The sequence below is a fragment of the Bradyrhizobium sp. 23AC genome, assembly GCF_054863025.1.
Window position 1 is genome coordinate 420,547 of sequence record NZ_JAVAYN010000005.1, and the last position, 17,321, is coordinate 437,867.

Annotated in this window: 25 protein-coding genes and 1 pseudogene; 25 read left to right on the forward strand and 1 reads right to left on the reverse strand. The window is 63.4% G+C overall.

Annotated features, from left to right (window positions below):
- Window positions 1-100 precede the first annotated feature (100 nt).
- Complete coding sequence (locus tag RAD10_RS15655) at window positions 101-2,128, forward strand: ABC transporter ATP-binding protein (RefSeq protein WP_461618214.1); 2,028 nt, start codon at window positions 101-103, stop codon at window positions 2,126-2,128.
- On the opposite strand, the pseudogene RAD10_RS15660 reads toward RAD10_RS15655, so the two are convergent.
- A pseudogene (locus RAD10_RS15660) lies at window positions 2,050-3,293 on the reverse strand (FAD-dependent oxidoreductase). The gene RAD10_RS15655 and the pseudogene RAD10_RS15660 overlap by 79 nt on opposite strands.
- Before the next feature lie 686 nt (window positions 3,294-3,979).
- On the opposite strand from RAD10_RS15660, the gene rpsL reads away from it, so the two are divergent.
- The 24 genes from rpsL to rpmD all read left to right on the forward strand — a co-directional run bounded on the left by rpsL (window position 3,980) and on the right by rpmD (window position 17,312).
- Window positions 3,980-4,351: a 30S ribosomal protein S12 gene (gene rpsL, locus RAD10_RS15665; protein WP_007603006.1), complete on the forward strand. Its 372-nt coding sequence runs from the start codon at window positions 3,980-3,982 to the stop codon at window positions 4,349-4,351.
- A gap of 15 nt (window positions 4,352-4,366) precedes the next feature.
- Window positions 4,367-4,837, forward strand: a complete 471-nt coding sequence (gene rpsG / locus RAD10_RS15670) for a 30S ribosomal protein S7 (RefSeq protein WP_018322260.1) — start codon at window positions 4,367-4,369, stop codon at window positions 4,835-4,837.
- Between the two features lie 30 nt (window positions 4,838-4,867).
- A complete protein-coding gene (gene fusA / locus RAD10_RS15675) occupies window positions 4,868-6,940 on the forward strand; it encodes an elongation factor G (RefSeq protein WP_038950207.1) in 2,073 nt (690 codons plus the stop codon).
- A gap of 40 nt (window positions 6,941-6,980) precedes the next feature.
- A complete protein-coding gene (gene tuf / locus RAD10_RS15680; protein WP_008136415.1) occupies window positions 6,981-8,171 on the forward strand; it encodes an elongation factor Tu in 1,191 nt (396 codons plus the stop codon).
- 83 nt (window positions 8,172-8,254) lie between these two features.
- On the forward strand, window positions 8,255-8,563 hold the full coding sequence (rpsJ, locus tag RAD10_RS15685; protein WP_002712302.1) for a 30S ribosomal protein S10: 309 nt from the start codon (window positions 8,255-8,257) through the stop codon (window positions 8,561-8,563).
- Window positions 8,564-8,615: 52 nt separating this feature from the next.
- Window positions 8,616-9,332 (forward strand): 50S ribosomal protein L3, encoded by a 717-nt coding sequence (gene rplC, locus RAD10_RS15690; RefSeq protein ID WP_018322262.1) that lies wholly within the window; start codon window positions 8,616-8,618, stop codon window positions 9,330-9,332.
- Between the two features lies 1 nt (window position 9,333).
- Window positions 9,334-9,954, forward strand: a complete 621-nt coding sequence (gene rplD, locus RAD10_RS15695; RefSeq protein WP_020508797.1) for a 50S ribosomal protein L4 — start codon at window positions 9,334-9,336, stop codon at window positions 9,952-9,954.
- On the forward strand, window positions 9,951-10,253 hold the full coding sequence (locus RAD10_RS15700; RefSeq protein WP_063195096.1) for a 50S ribosomal protein L23: 303 nt from the start codon (window positions 9,951-9,953) through the stop codon (window positions 10,251-10,253). Before rplD ends, RAD10_RS15700 begins: the two co-directional genes overlap by 4 nt.
- A gap of 12 nt (window positions 10,254-10,265) precedes the next feature.
- A complete protein-coding gene (gene rplB / locus RAD10_RS15705) occupies window positions 10,266-11,099 on the forward strand; it encodes a 50S ribosomal protein L2 (protein ID WP_091957434.1) in 834 nt (277 codons plus the stop codon).
- Window positions 11,100-11,111: 12 nt separating this feature from the next.
- A complete protein-coding gene (gene rpsS, locus RAD10_RS15710) occupies window positions 11,112-11,390 on the forward strand; it encodes a 30S ribosomal protein S19 (RefSeq protein WP_008136357.1) in 279 nt (92 codons plus the stop codon).
- 10 nt (window positions 11,391-11,400) lie between these two features.
- Window positions 11,401-11,787, forward strand: a complete 387-nt coding sequence (gene rplV / locus RAD10_RS15715; RefSeq protein ID WP_008136353.1) for a 50S ribosomal protein L22 — start codon at window positions 11,401-11,403, stop codon at window positions 11,785-11,787.
- Window positions 11,788-11,804: 17 nt separating this feature from the next.
- Entirely contained in the window at window positions 11,805-12,530 is a 726-nt protein-coding gene (rpsC, locus tag RAD10_RS15720; RefSeq protein ID WP_014494500.1) for a 30S ribosomal protein S3, read from the forward strand.
- Between the two features lie 30 nt (window positions 12,531-12,560).
- On the forward strand, window positions 12,561-12,974 hold the full coding sequence (gene rplP / locus RAD10_RS15725) for a 50S ribosomal protein L16 (RefSeq protein ID WP_008136349.1): 414 nt from the start codon (window positions 12,561-12,563) through the stop codon (window positions 12,972-12,974).
- A 5-nt stretch (window positions 12,975-12,979) separates the two neighbouring features.
- Window positions 12,980-13,186: a 50S ribosomal protein L29 gene (rpmC, locus tag RAD10_RS15730; protein WP_026202715.1), complete on the forward strand. Its 207-nt coding sequence runs from the start codon at window positions 12,980-12,982 to the stop codon at window positions 13,184-13,186.
- Between the two features lie 13 nt (window positions 13,187-13,199).
- Window positions 13,200-13,448, forward strand: a complete 249-nt coding sequence (rpsQ, locus tag RAD10_RS15735) for a 30S ribosomal protein S17 (RefSeq protein ID WP_007603028.1) — start codon at window positions 13,200-13,202, stop codon at window positions 13,446-13,448.
- Between the two features lie 83 nt (window positions 13,449-13,531).
- The gene (gene rplN, locus RAD10_RS15740) at window positions 13,532-13,900 is read left to right on the forward strand and encodes a 50S ribosomal protein L14 (protein WP_007603030.1); all 369 of its coding nucleotides are present in this window, start codon (window positions 13,532-13,534) and stop codon (window positions 13,898-13,900) included.
- Window positions 13,900-14,214 (forward strand): 50S ribosomal protein L24, encoded by a 315-nt coding sequence (gene rplX, locus RAD10_RS15745; protein WP_007603031.1) that lies wholly within the window; start codon window positions 13,900-13,902, stop codon window positions 14,212-14,214. The genes rplN and rplX overlap by 1 nt, the downstream gene beginning before the upstream one ends.
- On the forward strand, window positions 14,207-14,764 hold the full coding sequence (gene rplE / locus RAD10_RS15750; RefSeq protein ID WP_018322267.1) for a 50S ribosomal protein L5: 558 nt from the start codon (window positions 14,207-14,209) through the stop codon (window positions 14,762-14,764). The genes rplX and rplE overlap by 8 nt, the downstream gene beginning before the upstream one ends.
- A gap of 46 nt (window positions 14,765-14,810) precedes the next feature.
- Window positions 14,811-15,116: a 30S ribosomal protein S14 gene (gene rpsN / locus RAD10_RS15755; protein WP_018322268.1), complete on the forward strand. Its 306-nt coding sequence runs from the start codon at window positions 14,811-14,813 to the stop codon at window positions 15,114-15,116.
- Between the two features lie 14 nt (window positions 15,117-15,130).
- The gene (rpsH, locus tag RAD10_RS15760; protein WP_018322269.1) at window positions 15,131-15,529 is read left to right on the forward strand and encodes a 30S ribosomal protein S8; all 399 of its coding nucleotides are present in this window, start codon (window positions 15,131-15,133) and stop codon (window positions 15,527-15,529) included.
- 16 nt (window positions 15,530-15,545) lie between these two features.
- On the forward strand, window positions 15,546-16,079 hold the full coding sequence (gene rplF, locus RAD10_RS15765) for a 50S ribosomal protein L6 (protein WP_461618215.1): 534 nt from the start codon (window positions 15,546-15,548) through the stop codon (window positions 16,077-16,079).
- 11 nt (window positions 16,080-16,090) lie between these two features.
- Window positions 16,091-16,453, forward strand: coding sequence for a 50S ribosomal protein L18 (gene rplR, locus RAD10_RS15770; protein WP_007603036.1), 363 nt, complete (start codon window positions 16,091-16,093; stop codon window positions 16,451-16,453).
- A gap of 44 nt (window positions 16,454-16,497) precedes the next feature.
- The gene (gene rpsE, locus RAD10_RS15775; protein ID WP_018322271.1) at window positions 16,498-17,094 is read left to right on the forward strand and encodes a 30S ribosomal protein S5; all 597 of its coding nucleotides are present in this window, start codon (window positions 16,498-16,500) and stop codon (window positions 17,092-17,094) included.
- A gap of 23 nt (window positions 17,095-17,117) precedes the next feature.
- The gene (rpmD, locus tag RAD10_RS15780) at window positions 17,118-17,312 is read left to right on the forward strand and encodes a 50S ribosomal protein L30 (RefSeq protein WP_018322272.1); all 195 of its coding nucleotides are present in this window, start codon (window positions 17,118-17,120) and stop codon (window positions 17,310-17,312) included.
- The last annotated feature ends 9 nt before the right edge of the window (window positions 17,313-17,321 follow it).

Sequence of the window (17,321 nt, forward strand, 5' to 3'; positions counted from 1 at the left end):
GCCGAATTCATCCTGATCGCATAGAATCGGTGCAATAGCGGCTTTCCGCTTTGTCCTGCTTTCTCTGCGGTCATGCCGGCCGTCAGCATCGGTTGGTTTCATGGCATCCAAGCCTCTTTCGCCCGACAAACAGAAGCTCGCCGCCGAAGAGGCGGCCGAGCTCGACGACAAGCTCGCCTCGACTGCCAAGCCGGACCTCGAAGACGACGAGGATGCGGAAGACGAGGCGGATGACGAGGTGGAGGTCGACGACGATGATGAGGACGAGGACCTCGTCGTCTTTACCGCGCGCGAGGCCGCCGGCGCGCTCGCAACCATCGTCGGGTTCGTCAAGCCGTTCCTGGCCAACTACAAGCGGATGCTGTCTTTCGTGGCGTTTGGCGTCTGCGTCGAGACTCTGTTCAACGTCATCATGCCGCTCAGCCTCAAGTTCCTGATCGACGACGCGCTCGGGGAGGAGGACTTCCAGGCGCTGTACAAGATCCTCGGCGTGCTCGCCGTCGCCGGCATCTTCACCTCGATCGTCGCGGTCTGGTACGAGCGCTGGGACGCGCGGCTGGCTGCCTGCATCATCTCCGACGTCCGCAAGCGCCTGTTCGAGCACGTTCAGGACCTGCCGGCGGCCTATTTCGGCCGCACCAAGCGCGGCGAGATCCTGTCGCGCTTCTCCGTCGACCTCTCGGCCTTCGAAGGCTCGGTCAAGACGTTTGCCAACAGTGCCGCGCTGCCGTTTCTGGAATTGATCGCCGGCATCATCCTGATGGTGTTCCTGAACTGGCAGCTCGCGGCGGTCGCGCTGCTCGTGTTCCCGATCACACTGATCGGCCCGCGGATCCTGACGCCCAAGGCGGTGCAGGCCAATTACGAGCAGAAGCTCAACGAAAGCGCGCTGCTCGGCATGGTGCAGGAGAACGTGGCGGCGCAGGCCGTGATCAAGGCGTTCAGCCTGCAGCGCAAGATGTTCGGCTTCTTCACCTTCCGCAACCACGAGGCGCGCGACAAGATTGCCTCAGCCGCGTTCCTGTCGACCATGGTGGAGCGGACGGTCACCATCTCGGTGCTGATGCTGCACCTCGTGGTGCTCGCGATCGGCGCTTATCTTGCCACCAAGGGCCAGATCACCATCGGCACCTTCGTCACCTTCGAGAGCGCCTTCTGGGAGGTCTCCTACAACATCGCCCATGTGATGCATTTCATCCCGGTGTCGATCTCCTCCGCCGCGGCGATCCGGCATATCCAGGAACTACTGGACGAGCCGACCCGCGGCGCCGACCGCCCCGGCGCCCCCGATTTGCCGCGCATCACCAACGACATCACCTTCGACCACGTCACCTTCCAGTACGAGGGCAGCCAGACGCCGGTGCTGGACAATCTCAGTCTCAAGCTCAACGCGGGCAAGCGCATCGCGATCGTCGGCCCGAGCGGCTCCGGCAAGAGCACGTTGCTCAACCTGATCCTGCGGCTCTACGTGCCCGACGAGGGGCGGGTCACCATCGACGGTGTCGACGTCCGCAAGGTGACGCTGGATTCGCTGCGCCGGAGCATGGCGGTGGTGTTCCAGGAGAACATGCTGTTCAACATGTCGATCCGTGAGAACATCCGGCTCGGCAAGGAGGGCGCGACCGACGAGGAGGTGGAGGAGGCGGCCAAGAAGGCCGAGATCCACCGCTATATCATGAGCCTGCCGCAGCGATACGACACGCCGGTCGGCGAGCGCGGCGACACCCTGTCGGGCGGTCAGCGCCAGCGCATCGCGATCGCGCGCGCGGTCATCCGCAATCCCTCGGTGCTGCTGCTGGACGAAGCCACCTCGGCGCTGGACCAGACCACGGAAGCCGCGATCAACCGCACGCTGCTCAAGGTCGCGAAGGGCCGCACCATGATCTGGTCGACCCACCGCCTGACCTCGGTGGTGGAGATGGACGAGATCATCGTGATCTCAGGGGGCAGGGCGATCGAGCGCGGCTCGCATGCCCAGCTGCTCGCCAAGAACGGGACCTATCGCAAGCTGTGGAACGACCAGATCCACCAGCCGCACGGCGCGGCGGCTCACGCCGACGACGGCAGGGACGATGAGGACGAAGACGACCTCGAGGATGCCGAGGACGAGGACGACGAGGAGGAATGACCGAGCAAGTTCGGCTCGAGCTCGAAGGCGCCTCCAAGCGGCCGCAGCAGGCCTTGAGCCGACCAGGCGATGAAGCGGGCCCAGCGCTGCGCCGTCCAGTAGGGGCTCGTCGCGATTGAGACTGAGCGGAAGTCGAACGCCTTCGCGGCCGACCATTCGTCGCAGGCCCGCTTGACCGGATCTGCGTAGAAGGCAGCGATCTTGGCCGCACTCATCCCGTCGCAGGCGAGCCAGTCCGGGATGTGGACGTTGCAGAGCCGCTCGACGTCGGTGAAGACCTTGTCGCAGCCGGTGCCGGCGACGGGGCAGGAGGTCGCGAAGGCATCGCCCACCAGCACGAGGCCGGGCTGGCCGCGGCAATCGTTCACATAGAGGTCGACCGGGCGGATCTTGATCTCGCCCGGGATATCGAACGGGCCGGAGATGGCCTTGAGCCGGGGCAGGGCCGCATCCAGCGTCTCGGTCGGGGCGCGGCGCAGCTCGCGCAGCCAGGGGTCGTCGCAGGCGCGATAGACGAACAGATTGGCGCGCATCCGCGTCCCGACCGGAAACAGCGTGATGTACGGGATGCGGTCGCTCGGACGTTCGGAGAAGTAGGTCAGAGCCGGGAAGGCGAATGCTGGGCGCCCGACCGGGACGATGTCGAACCCGATCGAGATCGAATGGCAGGCGCTGATGACTTTTCGGGCGATGCCGAGCTGGTGGCGCAGGCCGACATTCAAGCCATTGGCGAGCACCACCAGGCGGGCCGAGATCGTCTCGTCATTGGAGAGCACGACCCTCTGCCGCTCCTCGCTCGTCTCGACGGCGATGGCCTTGGCCCAGATGCGCTCGACGGAAGTGGGGATTTCGTCGCGGACGGCGTTGACCAGGGAATCGTACAGGATGTTGAACTGCTGGCTCGGCGCCTTGTCGAGCAGGCGGCCGAAGCGGGCGATCCAGTTCTCGCCGGCAAAGGTCGCGCGGCGCAGCACTGATTCTGCGATTCCGGTCCTCAGGAATCGCGCAACCTGCTCCTGGCCACTGAGTTTCTCGACGCGAAAGTCCGCCGATAGCTCTCATGCGGATCGACCAGGACGGTCGAAATGTGGGCCCGGCCGAGCATCGCGGCAGCGGTCGAGCCAGCCAATCCGCCGCCGATAATGGCAGTGTCGGTGTACCGCATGGCGCTCATCCCTGCCGAAGGCCGCAGATTGGCGCATCAACAGGAAAAAAAGCCTTAGCTCTGGTTATAAAAGTTCTTTTCGCCCGGGTATAATTATAATCAGGCTAGCGGAACCGAGAGTCCGTTCCCATATCGGAGTAGCGCGGCGAGGGCGGCAAACAGCGATTTTGACAGGCTCCTGAAGCGGTTCGTGGCTGTCGTTTCGCCTTGACTTGATCGATTCTCACTTATAGAAAGCGCCTCACTTAACGACAGGCGGTGAGCATCGCCAGCGTCGGAACGGGCCACCCGTTAGATCCCCAAGGACTAAAGCCAATAGGGATCGCTAAAGGCGGGCACCAACCTCGACGAATGCCGCTCAAACGCTGTCGATCATAGCTAGGCAATGCCAGTGCGATTCTAGTTCTCTTGAGCTTATTCTCTTGAGATCGAATTCGGATGCATGACCTCAGTGCGCGGGCCGCGGCTTTATGCTGACCGGCCTCAATACTGCGGTCCTCTGTGGCGTCGAAGCGCTTTCCGCCCGTTGATGGGGCGGTTGGCGCGATTTCGCTTTGTGCGGATTGTTCCGCGGAAGGCGGCCTCGTCGGGCGGGTAGCTCGAAAGAATTTGCAGTCCCGGCAACGGGCTGCGGCAAGACAGCGGATCCGAAAAGGGTCTGCGACAGAACAAAGGGTAAGGCCAGGATGCCGACGATCAACCAGCTGATCGCTCAACCGCGTGAAGTGCAGAAGTCGCGCAAGAAGGTGCCGGCGCTGCAGCAGTCGCCGCAGAAGCGTGGTGTTTGCACCCGCGTCTACACCACGACCCCGAAGAAGCCGAACTCGGCGCTTCGTAAGGTCGCCAAGGTGCGCCTGACCAACGGCTTCGAGGTGATCGGTTACATCCCCGGTGAGGGCCATAACCTCCAGGAGCACTCGGTGGTCATGATCCGCGGCGGTCGCGTCAAGGACTTGCCCGGCGTGCGCTACCACATCCTCCGCGGCGTTCTGGATACCCAGGGCGTCAAGAACCGTAAGCAGCGTCGTTCGAAGTACGGCGCGAAGCGTCCGAAGTAAGCGGGAACCAGGTCCATGTCTCGTCGCCACTCAGCGGAAAAGCGCGAAGTCCTTCCCGATCCGAAGTTCGGGAACATCATCGTCACGAAGTTCATGAACTCGGTGATGTACGCCGGCAAGAAGTCGGTCGCCGAAGGCATCGTCTACGGTGCGTTCGGTATCATCGAAACCAAGACCAAGCAGAACCCGCTCGGCGTGTTCGAGCAGGCACTCGAGAACGTCATGCCGACGATCGAAGTGCGCTCCCGCCGCGTCGGCGGCGCGACCTACCAGGTTCCGGTCGAAGTTCGTTCGACCCGCCGTCAGGCGCTGGGCATCCGCTGGCTGATCTCCGCTGCGCGTGACCGCAACGAGAAGACCATGACCGAGCGGCTCTCGGCCGAGCTCCTCGACGCGTCGAACAACCGCGGGAATGCCGTCAAGAAGCGCGAAGACGTGCACCGGATGGCGGAAGCCAACCGCGCCTTCTCGCACTATCGCTGGTAACGGCGACACACGGAATCTAAGGAACACCCTATGCCCCGCGTTCATGCCATAGAGAATTACCGCAACTTCGGTATCATGGCGCATATCGATGCCGGTAAGACCACGACCACCGAGCGCATCCTCTATTACACCGGCAAGAGCCACAAGATCGGCGAAGTGCACGAAGGTGCCGCGACGATGGACTGGATGGAGCAGGAGCAGGAGCGTGGCATCACGATCACCTCGGCTGCGACCACTGCATTCTGGGCCGGCAAGCGTCTGAACATCATCGACACCCCCGGCCACGTCGACTTCACCATCGAAGTCGAGCGTTCGCTGCGCGTGCTCGACGGCGCCGTCTGCGTGCTCGACTCGAACCAGGGCGTTGAGCCCCAGACCGAGACCGTCTGGCGCCAGGGCGACAAGTACAAGGTTCCGCGCATCGTCTTCGCCAACAAGATGGACAAGACCGGCGCCGACTTCTTCAAGTGCCTGGCCGACATCGTCGACCGCCTCGGTGCCAAGCCGATCGCGATCCAGCTTCCGATCGGCGCCGAGAACAACTTCAAGGGTCTCGTCGACCTCGTGAAGATGCAGGGCATCATCTGGAACGATGAATCGCTCGGCGCGAAGTTCGACTATGTCGACATCCCCGAGGATCTGGTCGAGCAGGCCAAGGAATACCGCGAGAAGATGGTGGAAGCCGCCGTCGAGCTCGACGACGACGCCATGGCCGCCTATCTCGACGGCAAGGAGCCGGACGAAGAGACGCTGAAGCGGCTGATCCGCAAGGCGGTCCTGACCGGCGCGTTCTATCCCGTGCTGTGCGGCTCGGCCTTCAAGAACAAGGGCGTCCAGCCGCTGCTCGACGCCGTCGTCGACTATCTGCCGTCGCCGATCGACGTGCCCGCGATCAAGGGCACCGACGATCGCGGCAACGAAGTCGTGCGCAAGGCGGACGACAAGGAGCCGCTCGCGCTGCTCGCGTTCAAGATCATGGACGACCCGTTCGTCGGCACCATCACCTTCTGCCGCATCTACTCCGGCGTTCTGCAGAGCGGCACCGGCGTCGTGAACTCGACCCGTGAGAAGAAGGAGCGCATCGGGCGCATGCTCTTGATGCATGCGAACAACCGCGAAGACATCAAGGAAGCCTATGCCGGCGACATCGTCGCGCTGGCCGGCCTGAAGGAAGCGCGCACCGGTGACACGCTGTGCGATCCCGACAAGCAGGTGATCCTCGAGAAAATGGAATTCCCCGAGCCGGTCATCGAGATCGCGATCGAGCCGAAGTCCAAGGCCGACCAGGAAAAGCTGGGCGTGGCGCTGGCCAAGCTCGCTGCGGAGGATCCGTCCTTCCGTGTGTCGACCGACCAGGAGTCCGGCCAGACCATCCTCAAGGGCATGGGCGAACTCCACCTCGACATCAAGGTCGACATTCTCCGCCGCACCTACAAGGTCGACGCCAACATCGGCGCGCCCCAGGTTGCGTTCCGTGAGCGCGTCACCAAGAAGGCCGAGGTCAAGTACACCCACAAGAAGCAGACCGGCGGTACCGGTCAGTTCGCGGAAGTGTCGATCGTGGTCGAGCCGAACGAGCCCGGCAAGGGCTACGAGTTCGAGTCCAAGATCGTCGGTGGTGCGGTTCCGAAGGAATACATCCCCGGCGTTGAAAAGGGTCTCAACAGCGTGATGAGCTCTGGTGTCGTCGCGGGCTTCCCCGTGGTCGACGTCAAGGTTCAGCTCGTCGACGGCAAGTATCACGACGTCGACTCGTCGGCGCTCGCCTTCGAAATCGCATCGCGCGCGGCATTCCGCGAAGCCTTGCAGAAGGGCAAGTCCGTCCTGCTCGAGCCGATCATGAAGGTCGAAGTGGTGACCCCGGAAGACTACACCGGCTCGGTCATCGGCGACCTGAATTCGCGGCGCGGTCAGATCCAGGGTCAGGACATGCGCGGCAACGCCAACGTCATCAACGCGATGGTGCCGCTCATGAACATGTTCGGTTACGTGAATAACCTGCGCTCGATGAGCCAGGGGCGCGCAACCTTCACCATGCAGTTCGACCACTACGCAGAAGCGCCGGCCAACGTGTCGGCAGAAGTCCAGAAGAAGTTTGCCTGATTGTCGTCGGTCACGAACTGACGATTGAACGGAGAGTCAAATGGCCAAAGCAAAGTTTGAACGTAACAAGCCGCACTGCAACATCGGCACCATCGGTCACGTTGACCATGGCAAGACGTCGCTGACCGCGGCGATCACCAAGGTTCTCGCCGAAGCCGGCGGTGCGACGTTCACCGCGTACGACCAGATCGACAAGGCGCCGGAAGAGAAGGCGCGCGGCATCACGATCTCGACCGCGCACGTCGAGTACGAGACCCCGAACCGCCACTACGCCCACGTCGACTGCCCCGGCCACGCCGACTACGTCAAGAACATGATCACCGGCGCCGCCCAGATGGACGGTGCGATCCTGGTCGTGTCGGCCGCTGACGGCCCGATGCCGCAGACCCGCGAGCACATCCTGCTCGCCCGCCAGGTCGGCGTGCCCGCGCTCGTCGTGTTCCTCAACAAGTGCGACATGGTCGACGATCCGGAACTGCTCGAACTCGTCGAGCTCGAAGTCCGCGAGCTGCTCTCGAAGTACGATTTCCCGGGCGACAAGATCCCGATCATCAAGGGCTCGGCGCTGGCCGCTCTCGAAGATTCCGACAAGAAGCTCGGCCACGACGCCATCCTCGAGCTGATGAAGAACGTCGACGAGTACATCCCGCAGCCGGAGCGTCCGATCGACCAGCCGTTCCTGATGCCGGTTGAAGACGTGTTCTCGATCTCGGGCCGCGGCACCGTCGTGACCGGCCGTGTCGAGCGCGGCATCGTCAAGGTTGGCGAGGAAATCGAGATCGTCGGTCTCCGTGCGACCCAGAAGACGACCGTCACCGGCGTCGAAATGTTCCGCAAGCTGCTCGATCAGGGCCAGGCCGGCGACAACATCGGCGCGCTGCTCCGCGGCACCAAGCGCGAAGACGTCGAGCGCGGCCAGGTGCTGTGCAAGCCGGGTTCGGTCAAGCCGCACACCAAGTTCAAGGCTGAGGCTTACATCCTCACCAAGGAAGAGGGCGGTCGCCACACCCCGTTCTTCACCAACTACCGTCCGCAGTTCTACTTCCGCACCACCGACGTGACCGGTGTCGTGCACCTGCCGGAAGGCACCGAGATGGTGATGCCGGGCGACAACATTGCGATGGAAGTGCACCTGATCGTGCCGATCGCGATGGAAGAGAAGCTCCGCTTCGCGATCCGCGAAGGCGGCCGCACCGTCGGCGCCGGCGTCGTCGCCTCGATCATCGAGTAATTACGAGAATAGGGATCGGCGAGTAGCGAATGGTGACATTCGCTATTCGCTATTCGCCACCCCACTGAAGAGAGACCACGGCAATGAACGGCCAAAACATTCGTATCCGTCTCAAGGCGTTCGACCATCGAATCCTCGATACGTCGACCCGCGAGATCGTGAACACGGCGAAGCGCACCGGCGCGCAGGTCCGCGGACCCATTCCGCTGCCCACCCGCATCGAGAAGTTCACCGTCAACCGTTCGCCCCACGTCGACAAGAAGAGCCGCGAGCAGTTCGAGATGCGCACTCACAAGCGCCTGCTCGACATCGTCGATCCGACCCCGCAGACCGTCGATGCTTTGATGAAGCTCGACCTGGCCGCGGGTGTCGACGTCGAGATCAAGCTCTAAGATTTTTGGATCCCGTTCGCGCAAGCGGACAGAAAGAACAGGAAGCAAGCCGATGCGCTCCGGAGTGATCGCACAAAAGGTCGGGATGACGCGGGTCTTTACTGAGGCCGGCGAACATATCCCCGTGACCGTGCTGAAGCTCGGCAATTGCCAGGTCGTGGGCCACCGTACCGAAGAGAAGAACGGTTACGTGGCGCTCCAGCTTGGTTCTGGTGCCCGCAAGACCGTTTACATGCCCAAGGCTGAGCGCGGCCAGTTCGCGGTCGCCAAGGTCGAGCCGAAGCGCCGGGTCGAGGAATTCCGCGTCACCGCGGATGCCATGATCCCGGTCGGCGCCGAGATCCTTGCCGACCACTTCGTCGTCGGCCAGTTCGTCGACGTCACCGGCACCTCGGTCGGTAAGGGCTTCGCCGGCGGCATGAAGCGCTGGAACTTCGGCGGTCTGCGCGCCACCCACGGCGTCTCGGTCTCGCACCGCTCGATCGGTTCGACCGGTGGCCGTCAGGACCCCGGCAAGACCTGGAAGAACAAGAAGATGCCCGGCCACATGGGTGTCGACCGCATCACCACGCTCAACCTTCGCGTCGTTCAGCTCGATGTCGAGCGCGGCCTGATCCTCGTCGAAGGCGCCGTTCCCGGCTCCAAGGGCGGCTGGATCCGCGTGCGCGACGCCGTCAAGAAGCCGCTGCCGAAGGAAGCTCCGAAGCCCGGCAAGTTCAAGGTTGCCGGTGGCGAAGCCGAGGCTGCGGCCCAGCAGGAGGGTGCGTGAGATGGAATTGAAGGTCACCACCCTCGAAGGTAAGGAAGCCGGCTCGGTCCAGCTGTCCGACACCATTTTCGGCCTCGAGCCGCGCCAGGACATCATTGCGCGTTGCGTGCAGTGGCAGCTCAACAAGCGTCAGGCCGGCACGCACAAGGCCAAGGGCCGCGCCGAGATCTGGCGCACCGGCAAGAAGATGTACAAGCAGAAGGGCACCGGCGGTGCTCGTCACGGCTCGGCCCGCGTGCCGCAGTTCCGCGGCGGCGGCCGTGCCTTCGGTCCGGTGGTGCGTTCGCACGCCACCGACCTGCCGAAGAAGGTCCGCGCGCTGGCGCTGAAGCATGCGCTCTCGGCCAAGGCCAAGGACGGCGATCTCGTCGTGATCGAGAAGGCCGCGCTGGAAGCCGCCAAGACCAAGGCGCTGCTCGGTCACTTCTCGGGTCTGGGTCTGACCAACGCGCTGATCATCGACGGCGCCGAGCTCAACAACGGCTTTGCCGCTGCGGCCCGCAACATCCCGAACATGGACGTGCTGCCGATCCAGGGCATCAACGTCTACGACATCCTGCGCCGTCAGAAGCTCGTTCTGACCAAGGCCGCCATCGATGCGCTGGAGGCGCGCTTCAAATGACGAAGAACATCGAGGCTCGCCACTACGACGTGATCCTGTCGCCGGTCGTGACCGAAAAAGCGACGATCGCCTCGGAGCACAACAAGGTGCTGTTCAAGGTGGCTGCGAAGGCGACCAAGCCGCAGATCAAGGAAGCGATCGAGAAGCTGTTCGACGTCAAGGTCAAGAGCGTCAACACGCTGGTCCGCAAGGGCAAGACCAAGATCTTCCGCGGCAATCTCGGCTCGCAGTCGAACTCCAAGCGCGCGATCGTGACCCTCGAAGAGGGTCACCGGATCGACGTGACCACCGGTCTGTAAGGTCGCACGACGATGGCACTGAAGACATTCAATCCCACGACGCCGGGCCAGCGCCAGCTGGTCATGGTCGATCGTTCGGCTCTCTACAAGGGCAAGCCGGTCAAGGCGCTCACCGAGGGCAAGCACTCCTCGGGCGGCCGCAACAGCACCGGTCGCATCACCGTGCGCTTCCGCGGCGGTGGTCACAAGCGGACGCTGCGCACCGTCGATTTCAAGCGTGAGAAGATCGACGTTCCCGCGACCGTCGAGCGGCTGGAATACGATCCGAACCGCAGCGGCTTCATCGCGCTGATCAAGTATCAGGACGGCGAGCAGGCCTACATCCTGGCGCCGCAGCGTCTGGCCGTGGGTGACACCATCATCGCCGGCAACTACGTCGACGTGAAGCCGGGCAACGTCATGCCGCTCGGCAACATGCCGGTCGGGACGATCATTCACAACATCGAGCTCAAGATCGGGAAGGGCGGCCAGCTCGCCCGTTCCGCGGGCACCTATGCCCAGCTCGTCGGTCGCGACCAGGACTACGTGATCATCCGCCTGAATTCGGGCGAGCAGCGCCTGGTTCACGGCCGCTGCCGCGGCACGATCGGCGCGGTGTCGAACCCGGATCACATGAACACCTCGATCGGCAAGGCCGGCCGCAACCGTTGGCTGGGCCGCAAGCCGCATAACCGCGGTGTTTCGATGAACCCGATCGACCATCCGCACGGCGGTGGTGAAGGTCGTACCTCGGGCGGTCGCCACCCGGTCACCCCGTGGGGCAAGCCGACCAAGGGCAAGAAGACCCGCACCAACAAGTCGACCAACAAATTCATTCTCCTAAGCCGCCACAAGCGGAAGAAGTAAGGAACGCCGGACATGGTTCGTTCAGTCTGGAAAGGCCCGTTCGTCGAGGGTTCTCTGCTCAAGAAGGCAGATGCCGCCCGCGCGTCCGGCCGTCACGACGTCATCAAGATCTGGAGCCGTCGCTCGACGATCCTGCCGCAGTTCGTCGGCCTGACCTTCGGCGTCTACAACGGTCAGAAGCACGTGCCGGTGGCCGTCAACGAGGAAATGGTCGGTCACAAGTTCGGCGAGTTTTCGCCGACCCGGACCTTCCATGGCCACTCCGGCGACAAGAAAGCCAAGAAGGCTTGAGGATTAAACGATGAGCAAACCTAAGCGCGAACGGAGCCTCGCCGAGAACGAGGCCAAGGCGGTCGCCCGGATGCTGCGGGTGAGCCCGCAGAAGCTCAACCTGGTCGCCCAGCTCATTCGCGGCCGGAAGGCAGCTGCTGCGCTCGCCGATCTGCAGTTTTCGCGCAAGCGGATCGCGGTCGACGTGAAGAAGTGCCTGGAATCGGCTATCGCCAATGCCGAGAACAACCACGATCTCGACGTCGACGATCTCGTCGTGGCTCAGGCCTTCGTCGGCAACGGCCTCGTGATGAAGCGCTTCGCCGCTCGCGGCCGTGGCCGCTCGGGCCGTGTCTACAAACCATTTTCGCAGCTGACGATCATCGTTCGTCAGGTCGAAGCCGAAGCAGCCGCTTAAGGGCGCAGGAGAACACGATGGGTCAAAAGATCAATCCGATCGGTCTGCGTCTCGGCATCAACCGCACCTGGGATTCCCGCTGGTTCGCCGGCAAGCAGGAATACGGCAAGCTGCTGCACGAAGACGTCAAGATCCGTGAGATCCTGCACAAGGAGCTCAAGCAGGCGGCCGTCGCCCGCATCGTGATCGAGCGTCCTCACAAGAAGTGCCGCGTCACCATCCACTCGGCTCGTCCGGGCGTGGTGATCGGCAAGAAGGGCGCCGACATCGACAAGCTGCGCAAGAAGGTCGCGGACATCACCTCGTCCGACGTCGTCATCAACATCGTCGAAATCCGCAAGCCGGAGCTCGATGCGACGCTGGTGGCCGAGTCGATCGCGCAGCAGCTCGAGCGCCGCGTGGCGTTCCGCCGTGCCATGAAGCGCGCCGTCCAGTCGGCGATGCGTCTCGGCGCGGAAGGCATCCGCATCAACTGCTCGGGACGTCTGGGCGGTGCGGAAATCGCGCGCATGGAGTGGTACCGCGAAGGTCGCGTGCCGCTGCACACGCTGCGCGCCGACATCGACTACGGCGTTGCGACCGCGTTCACGACCTTCGGCACCTGCGGCGTCAAGGTCTGGATCTTCAAGGGCGAGATCCTCGAGCACGATCCGATGGCCCAGGACAAGAGAATGGCCGAAGGCGAGACGGGTGGCAGTGGTGATCGTGGTGGCCGTCAGCGCCGCGATACGGCTGCAGCCTAAAGCCGCACAGGAATTTGAGGGCTTAAAGCCATGATGCAACCTAAGAAAACGAAGTTCCGGAAGGCGCATAAGGGCCGCATCCACGGCGTTGCGTCTTCGGGCGCGACGTTGGCGTTCGGCCAGTTCGGCCTGAAGGCGACGGAGCCTGAGCGCGTCACCGCGCGCCAGATCGAAGCCGCTCGCCGCGCGCTGACCCGCCACATGAAGCGCGCCGGCCGCGTCTGGATCCGCGTGTTCCCCGACGTTCCGGTGTCGAAGAAGCCGGCCGAAGTCCGCATGGGCTCCGGCAAGGGTTCGCCGGAATTGTGGGTCGCGCGCGTCAAGCCGGGCCGGGTGCTGTTCGAGATCGACGGCGTCAACACCCAGACGGCGCGTGAGGCGCTGACCCTGGCGGCCGCCAAGCTGCCGATCAAGACGCGCTTCGTCGAGCGCATTGCGGAGTAATGGCCATGGCCCAGATGAAGATCGAAGACATCCGCGCGATGAGCCCCGACCAGCAGGACGACGCCGTCCTGAACCTGAAGAAGGAGCGCTTCAACCTGCGCTTCCAACGCGCCACCGGGCAGCTCGAGAACACCTCGCGCCTGCGCGAGGCCCGCCGTGACATCGCCCGGATCAAGACCGTCGCCGCGCAGACGCGCGCGAAGAAGAAGTAAGAGGCTTACGAAGATGCCGAAACGTACTTTGCAGGGCGTGGTCGTCAGCGACAAGCAAGCCAAGACCATCGTGGTGCGCGTTGATCGCCGCTTCACGCACCCGATCTACAAGAAGACGATCCGCCGTTCGAAGAACTACCACGCGCACGACGAGAGCAACGAATTCAAGCCGGGCGACATGGTGTGGATCGAGGAATCGAAGCCGATTTCGAAGTTGAAGCGCTGGGTCGTGATCCGGGGCGAACACAAGAAAAGCGCCTGATCTGTTGGCTTTAGCCGACTGACTTCAGGGAAATGTTGAGCGCCGGCTGGGCTGGCGCAAAGAGAAGAGGACGAGGTGCATCAATGATTCAGATGCAGACCAACCTCGACGTGGCCGACAATTCTGGCGCACGCCGTGTCATGTGTATCAAGGTGCTCGGGGGCTCCAAGCGCCGCTACGCCACGATCGGCGACATCATCGTCGTTTCGATCAAGGAAGCAATTCCGCGTGGCAAGGTGAAGAAGGGCGACGTGATGAAGGCCGTCGTGGTGCGCGTCCGCAAGGACATCCGCCGCGCCGACGGTTCGGTCATCCGCTTCGACCGTAACGCCGCCGTTCTGATCAACAACCAGTCCGAGCCGGTCGGCACCCGTATCTTCGGGCCCGTGCCGCGCGAGCTGCGCGCGAAGAACCACATGAAGATCATCTCGCTCGCGCCGGAGGTGCTGTGATGGCTGCCAAGATCCGCAAGGGCGACAAGGTCGTCGTGCTGACCGGCCGCGACAAGGGCCGCACCGGCGAAGTGTTCGAAGTGCGTCCCGACGCCGGCACGGCGCTGGTGCGCGGCATCAACATGGTCAAGCGTCACCAGAAGCAGACGCAGGCCCAGGAGGGCGGCATCATCTCGAAGGAGTCGCCGATCCAACTGTCCAACATCGCGTATGTCGGCAAGGACGGAAAGCCGACCCGCGTCGGATTCAAGATTCTGGCGGACGGCAAGAAGGTCCGCATCGCCAAGAGCTCGGGAGCTGAGATCGATGGCTGAGGCCGCTTACACGCCGCGCCTGCGCGCGGAATACGATGCGAAGATCCGCACGGCCATGACCGAGAAGTTCGGTTATGAGAACGTCATGCAGGTTCCGCGTCTGGACAAGGTCGTGCTGAACATGGGCGTTGGCGATTCCGTCAACGATCGCAAGAAGGCCGAGACCGCCGCTGCCGAGCTGACCCAGATCGCCGGCCAGAAGGCCATCGTGACCTATTCGCGTATCGCGATCGCGACCTTCAAGCTGCGTGAAAACCAGCCGATCGGCTGCAAGGTCACGCTGCGCAAGGCCCACATGTACGAGTTCATCGATCGCCTGGTGACGGTCGCGCTGCCGCGCGTCCGCGACTTCCGCGGCCTGAACCCGAAGAGCTTCGACGGCCGCGGCAACTACTCGCTCGGCATCAAGGAGCACATCATTTTCCCCGAGATCGACTTCGACAAGGTCACGGAAGCCCGCGGCATGGACATCACCGTCTGCACCACGGCCAAGACCGACGAAGAGGCGAGGGCCTTGTTGACCGCTTTCAATTTCCCGTTCCGGCAGTGAGACGCTGACCTAAAGCCTCTCAAACGCGGATACCCAGGAGCCAAGCATGGCAAAGAAGAGTTCAGTCGAGAAGAACAACCGGCGCAAGCGGATGGTGAAGAACGCCGCCGCCAAGCGCGAGCGGTTGAAGGCGATCATCGCCGACAAGAAGCTGCCGATGGAGGAGCGTTTCGCTGCGACGTTGAAGCTGGCGGAAATGCCGCGCAACTCGTCGGCAACCCGCATCCGCCTGCGTTGCGAGCTGTCGGGTCGCCCGCGCTCGAACTACCGCAAGAACAAGCTGTCCCGTATCGCGCTGCGCGAACTTGGCTCCAAGGGCATGGTCCCGGGCCTCGTGAAGTCCAGCTGGTAAGGAGGGTCGTTTAGATGTCTACGCACGATCCAATCAGCGATCTGATCACCCGTATCCGCAATGCGCAGATGCGCTCCAAGACCAAGGTCTCCACGCCTGGCTCGAAGATGCGCGAGAACGTGCTCGAGGTCCTCAAGTCCGAGGGCTACATCCGCGGTTACGCCACGCTCGAGCACTCCTCGGGCCGCAGCGAGATCGAGATCGAGCTGAAGTATTTCGACGGCGAGCCCGTCATCCGCGAGATCGAACGTGTTTCCAAGCCCGGGCGTCGCGTCTACGCCTCGGTGAAGAACCTGCCGCGGGTCAACAACGGGCTCGGCATTTCGGTGTTGTCGACGCCGAAGGGGATCATGGCCGACCACAGCGCGCGCGACGCGAATGTGGGCGGTGAAGTCCTCTTCACGGTGTTCTGAGAAGGATTTTTGATCCATGTCACGTGTTGGCAAAAGGCCTGTGCCGGTTCCGTCGGGTGTGACCGCGACCGTCGATGGGCAGACCGTCAAGATGAAGGGGCCGAAGGGCCAGCTTCAGTTCGTCGTTCATGACGACGTCGAGGTGAAGCTCGAGAGCGGCCAGATCATGGTCAAGCCGCGGCTCGAGACCAATCGCGCCCGCGCGCTCTACGGTACCGCTCGCGCCCAGGTCGCGAATCTGGTCGAAGGCGTCACCAAGGGCTTCGAGAAGAAGCTCGAGATCACCGGCGTCGGTTACCGCGCCGCGATGCAGGGCAAGAACCTGCAGCTCGCGCTCGGCTACAGCCACGACGTGATCTACACGATCCCCGAGGGGATCACGATCACCGTGCCGAAGCCGACCGAGATCACGGTGACGGGCAGCGACATCCAGCGCGTCGGCCAGGTTGCGGCCGAGATCCGCGGTTATCGCCCGCCGGAGCCCTACAAGGGCAAGGGCGTGAAGTATGTTGGCGAATTCATCTTCCGCAAGGAAGGCAAGAAGAAGTAACGGAGCCGGTCATGTCCAAAGCCAAGGTTACCAATGCCCGGCGCAAGCGGAGTGTGCGGCTGAAGCTGCGCCGCTCCGGTGGTGGTCGTCCGCGTCTGTCGGTGTTCCGCTCGTCCAAGCACATCTACGCCCAGGTCATCGACGACCTGAAGGGCGAGACGCTGGCCTCTGCCTCTTCGCTCGAGAAGTCGATGCGCGACGGCGGCAAGACCGGCGCCGACATCGATGCGGCGAAGGCGGTCGGCAAGCTGCTGGCCGAGCGCGCCGCCGAGAAGGGCGTCAAGGAAGTCGTGTTCGATCGCGGCAGCTACCTCTACCACGGGCGCGTCAAGGCTCTCGCCGACGCAGCGCGTGAGAGCGGGCTGAGCTTCTAACAGAATTTGAGGATTGAGGCGCAAGCCTCTGAAGGATTGGAAAAATGGCAGAACGCGAACAACGTGGTGGACGCGATCAACGCGGCGGCGGCGGACGTGAACGCAGGGAGCGCGAGGAGCGCGACAGCGAGTTCGTCGACAAGCTCGTCCACATCAACCGCGTGGCCAAGGTCGTCAAGGGCGGCAAGCGCTTCGGTTTCGCGGCGCTGGTCGTGATCGGCGACCAGAAGGGCCGCGCCGGCTTCGGTCACGGCAAGGCGCGCGAAGTGCCGGAAGCGATCCGCAAGGCCACCGAGTCCGCCAAGCGCAACCTGACCCGCGTCTCGCTGCGCGAGGGCCGCACGCTCCATCACGACATCGCCGGCCGTCATGGCGCGGGCCGTGTCTACCTGCGTGCAGCTCCCGCCGGTACCGGCATCATCGCCGGCGGCCCGATGCGCGCCGTGTTCGAGACGCTCGGCGTCCAGGACGTGGTCGCCAAGTCGATCGGCTCGTCGAACCCCTACAACATGGTTCGCGCGACTTTCGACGCGCTGAAGCATCAGGATTCGCCGCGTTCGGTCGCAGCCCGCCGCAACATCAAGGTGTCCACTCTGCAGTCCCGCCGTATCGGTGGTGATGCCGAGGCGGCTGCCGACTAACGGAAGCTCTGGAGTAGACTCCCATGGCCAAGGCCAGCAAGACGATCAAGCTCGAGCAGACCGGCAGCGCGATCCGCCGCCATCACTCGCAGCGCTCGACGCTGATCGGGCTCAAGCTCAACAAGATCGGTCGCACCAGCGAACTGCAGGACACCCCGGCAGTCCGTGGCATGATCGAGAAGGTTCACCATCTCGTCCGCATCGTCGACGAGAAGTAAATAAGGAGA